Origin of the sequence: Arthrospira sp. PCC 8006 (assembly GCF_046480465.1) — a bacterium.
Classification (GTDB): Bacteria; Cyanobacteriota; Cyanobacteriia; order Cyanobacteriales; family Microcoleaceae; genus Limnospira; species Limnospira platensis.
The window spans coordinates 1-3,322 of record NZ_PKGG01000356.1 but is presented as its reverse complement, the minus strand read 5'-3'; the positions used below and the strand labels follow the sequence as shown (position 1 = coordinate 3,322).

General features: G+C 51.0%; 7 protein-coding genes. All 7 read left to right on the top strand.

The window, feature by feature from the left end:
- Positions 1-51: 51 nt before the first annotated feature.
- A complete protein-coding gene (locus B9T16_RS27150; protein ID WP_410246229.1) occupies positions 52-690 on the top strand; it encodes a hypothetical protein in 639 nt (212 codons plus the stop codon).
- A complete protein-coding gene (locus tag B9T16_RS27145) occupies positions 684-1,088 on the top strand; it encodes a hypothetical protein (RefSeq protein ID WP_410246228.1) in 405 nt (134 codons plus the stop codon). Before B9T16_RS27150 ends, B9T16_RS27145 begins: the two co-directional genes overlap by 7 nt.
- 10 nt (positions 1,089-1,098) lie before the next feature.
- Positions 1,099-1,344 (top strand): UPF0175 family protein, encoded by a 246-nt coding sequence (locus B9T16_RS27140; RefSeq protein ID WP_006615867.1) that lies wholly within the window; start codon positions 1,099-1,101, stop codon positions 1,342-1,344.
- On the top strand, positions 1,341-1,841 hold the full coding sequence (locus B9T16_RS27135; protein WP_410246227.1) for a DUF3368 domain-containing protein: 501 nt from the start codon (positions 1,341-1,343) through the stop codon (positions 1,839-1,841). Before B9T16_RS27140 ends, B9T16_RS27135 begins: the two co-directional genes overlap by 4 nt.
- Before the next feature lie 84 nt (positions 1,842-1,925).
- Positions 1,926-2,285 (top strand): hypothetical protein, encoded by a 360-nt coding sequence (locus B9T16_RS27130; protein WP_410246226.1) that lies wholly within the window; start codon positions 1,926-1,928, stop codon positions 2,283-2,285.
- A 35-nt stretch (positions 2,286-2,320) separates the two neighbouring features.
- Positions 2,321-2,926: a hypothetical protein gene (locus B9T16_RS27125; RefSeq protein WP_410246225.1), complete on the top strand. Its 606-nt coding sequence runs from the start codon at positions 2,321-2,323 to the stop codon at positions 2,924-2,926.
- On the top strand, positions 2,895-3,322 hold a 428-nt coding region (locus B9T16_RS27120; protein ID WP_410246224.1), incomplete at its 3' end, for a hypothetical protein. The genes B9T16_RS27125 and B9T16_RS27120, both read left to right, overlap by 32 nt.

The window sequence follows — 3,322 nt, the reverse complement described above, 5'->3', positions numbered from 1 at the left end:
AGTGGAAAGTGGCTAAAATGGATGATTGAAATAACCCAGAGGACAACCCCCATGACCACCAATGCTGACGATGTTTGGAGGCTGCTGGCGGAACTGGCAGAAGCCCAGAAAGAAACCGAACGCCAATTTCAAGAAACCCGGCAACTCCTCCAGCGACAATCCGAAGAAAGCGATCGCCGCTTCCGGGAACAGTCCCAAGAAAGCGATCGCCGCTTCCGGGAAACCGAACGAATCATCAAACAACAGAATGAAAAACTCAACCAGGAATTAGGCAAATTGGGAAACCGCCTCGGAGAATTTGTTGAATGGCAGGTACGCCCCGCCGCCGTCCAACTGTTTCAACAAAGGGGAATTGCTGTCAATGAATTTCACGGCGACCTCTCGGTTAAACGCTTTGGAGAAGCCCTAGAAATTGATTTGCTCGTCGTCAACACCGACCAAGCCATATTAGTGGAAGTCAAAAGCAAACTCAGCCAAACCGACATCGACGAACACCTGGAAAGACTCGAAAAATTCAAGCGGTTAATGCCCCGTTATAGTGATGTCAAAGCCATGGGAGCCGTCGCCGGAATGGTCGTCCCCGAAGAAGTCGCCCGCTATGGCTACCGTCGCGGCTTATTTGTGTTGGCACAGTCAGGAGATAGCGTGGTGATTTTAAATGATGATAAATTCCGTCCCCGCCAATGGTAAATTACCCCCAGAGTTGGCGATCACGTAGCCTTTCGGAAGTGCGATCGCGCAGCGTGCCCGCCAGAAGTATCGCCTACCCTTTCAGAAGTGCGACCTATCGCCTACCCTTTCAGAAGTGCGATCGCCTACATTCTCGGAAGTGCGATCGCCTACCCTTTCAGAAGTGCGATCGCCTACATTCTCGGAAGTGCGATCGCCTACCCTTTCAGAAGTGCGATCGCCTACTCTCTGGGAAGTGCGATCGCCTAGAGTCTCAGAAGTGCGATCGCCTAGAGTCTCAGAAGTGCGATCGTACTCCCGATTATACAGGCAAGATGCCGGACTACAAGCGATCGCAACGTGATCGTCGCACACTTTTGAAGGAAACTGTCATGGTACAATTTAAAGCCAATAAATAAGGGAGAGTCTATGAGTATTTTCATTCCCGAAGAGATTTTAAAAGCCGCCGAACTCAGCGAAGATGAATTAAAGGTCGAGCTGGCATTAATTCTGTACAAAAAAAATAAAATTAGCGGTGGACAAGTGCGGGCTTGGTTGGGTTTAACTGTTTTAGAATTTCAGCACGAACTCGCCAAAAGAGATTTATGTCTGAATTATGACTTTGAGGAACTCAATCAAGATGTACAAACCCTAAAAACACTGGGACTCCTATGATTGTTGTCAGTGACACTTCCCCAATTACCAATCTCGCCGCCATAGAAAAACTCGACCTTCTGCATTTACTTTATGGGACAATTACCCTTCCCGTCGCCGTTTATAATGAATTGACCCCGGCCGGAACTGACGAACCCGTTCCCGGCACTCTCGAAGTCCAAACATTGCCCTGGATTGTAACTCGACCCGTCCAAAATACCCGACAAGTTGATGAAATTTTAGTTTCCCAACGGCACATTCATATCGGAGAAGCAGAAGCGATCGTACTGGCTCTGGAATTGAAAGCCGATCTGCTCCTCATGGATGAACGGAGAGGCAGAGCGCTGGCAACTGATTGTCAATTAAAAGTAACCGGATTGCTGGGTGTTTTACTACAAGCCAAACATCAAGAGGCAATTCCCGCCGTACAGCCTTTCATAGATCGGTTGATCGAAGATGCGGAGTTTCGGATAGAGAGCAAACTTTATCAACATTTTTTAAAATTGGCAGAAGAATAGCAAACAGTTGGCATACGATCGCCTACCCTTTCAGAAGTGCGATCGCCTAGCCTCTCGGAAGTGCGATCGCCTAGCCTTTCAGAAGTGCGATCGCCTAGCCTCTCGGAAGTGCGATCGCCTAGCCTTTCAGAAGTGCGATCGCCTAGCCTTTCAGAAGTGCGATCGCCTAGCCTTTCAGAAGTGCGATCGCCTAGCCTTTCAGAAGTGCGATCGCCTAGCCTTTCAGAAGTGCGATCGCCTACATTCTCGGAAGTGCGTTCGCGCAGCGTGCCCGTAGGGCGTATCGCCTACCCTCTCGGAAGTGCGATCGCCTACCTCAGAAGTGCGATCGCGCAGCGTGCCCGTAGGGCGTATCGCCTATCGCCTCGCCAGTGCATTCCCGTAGCCTCTCGGAATTGCGATCGCATCTTACCAGAAAGCGATCGCATAGTGGAAAGTGGCTAAAATGGATGATTGAAATAACCCAGAGGACAACCCCCATGACCACCAATGCTGACGATGTTTGGAGGCTGCTGGCGGAACTGGCAGAAGCCCAGAAAGAAACCGAACGCCAATTTCAAGAAACCCGGCAACTCCTCCAGCGACAATCCGAAGAAAGCGATCGCCGCTTCCGGGAAACCGAACGAATCATCAAACAACAGAATGAAAAACTCAACCAGGAATTAGGCAAATTGGGAAACCGCCTCGGAGAATTTGTCGAATGGCAGGTACGCCCCGCCGCCGTCCAACTATTTCAAAAAAGGGGAATTGCTGTCAATGAATTTCACGGCGACCTCTCGGTTAAACGCTTTGGAGAAGCCCTAGAAATTGATTTGCTCGTCGTCAACACCGACCAAGCCATATTAGTCGAAGTCAAAAGCAAACTCAGCCAAACCGACATCGACGAACACCTGGAAAGACTCGAAAAATTCAAGCGGTTAATGCCCCGTTATAGTGATGTCAAAGCCATGGGAGCCGTCGCCGGAATGGTCGTCCCCGAAGAAGTCGCCCGCTATGGCTACCGTCGCGGCTTATTTGTGTTGGCACAGTCAGGAGATAGCGTCGTGATTTTAAATGATGATAAATTCCGTCCCCGGCAATGGTAAATTACCCCCAGAGTTGGCGATCGCCCAGCGTGCCCGCCAGAAGTATCGCCTACCCTCTCGGAAGTGCGACCCTATCGCATACCCTTTCAGAAGTGCGATCGCCTACCCTTTCAGAAGTGCGATCGCCTACCCTCTCGGAAGTGCGACCTATCGCCTACATTCTCGGAAGTGCGATCGCCTAGGGTCTCAGAAGTGCGATCGCGTAGCCTCGGAGTGCGACGTATCGCCTACATTCTCGGAAGTGCGATCGCGCAGCGTGCCCGCCAGAAGTATCGCCTATCGCCTCGCCAGTGCGATCGCCTACATTCTCGGAAGTGCGTTCGCGCAGCGTGCCCGCCAGAAGTATCGCCTACCCTTTCGGAAGTGCGTTCGCATCTTACCAGAAAGCGATCGCAT

Coding starts and splice junctions, on each gene's coding strand:
- B9T16_RS27135 (WP_410246227.1), top strand. CDS start 1,341: ATGATTGTTGTCAGTGACACTTCCCCAATTACCAATCTCGCCGCCATA.
- B9T16_RS27150 (WP_410246229.1), top strand. CDS start 52: ATGACCACCAATGCTGACGATGTTTGGAGGCTGCTGGCGGAACTGGCA.
- B9T16_RS27140 (WP_006615867.1), top strand. CDS start 1,099: ATGAGTATTTTCATTCCCGAAGAGATTTTAAAAGCCGCCGAACTCAGC.
- B9T16_RS27125 (WP_410246225.1), top strand. CDS start 2,321: ATGACCACCAATGCTGACGATGTTTGGAGGCTGCTGGCGGAACTGGCA.
- B9T16_RS27145 (WP_410246228.1), top strand. CDS start 684: ATGGTAAATTACCCCCAGAGTTGGCGATCACGTAGCCTTTCGGAAGTG.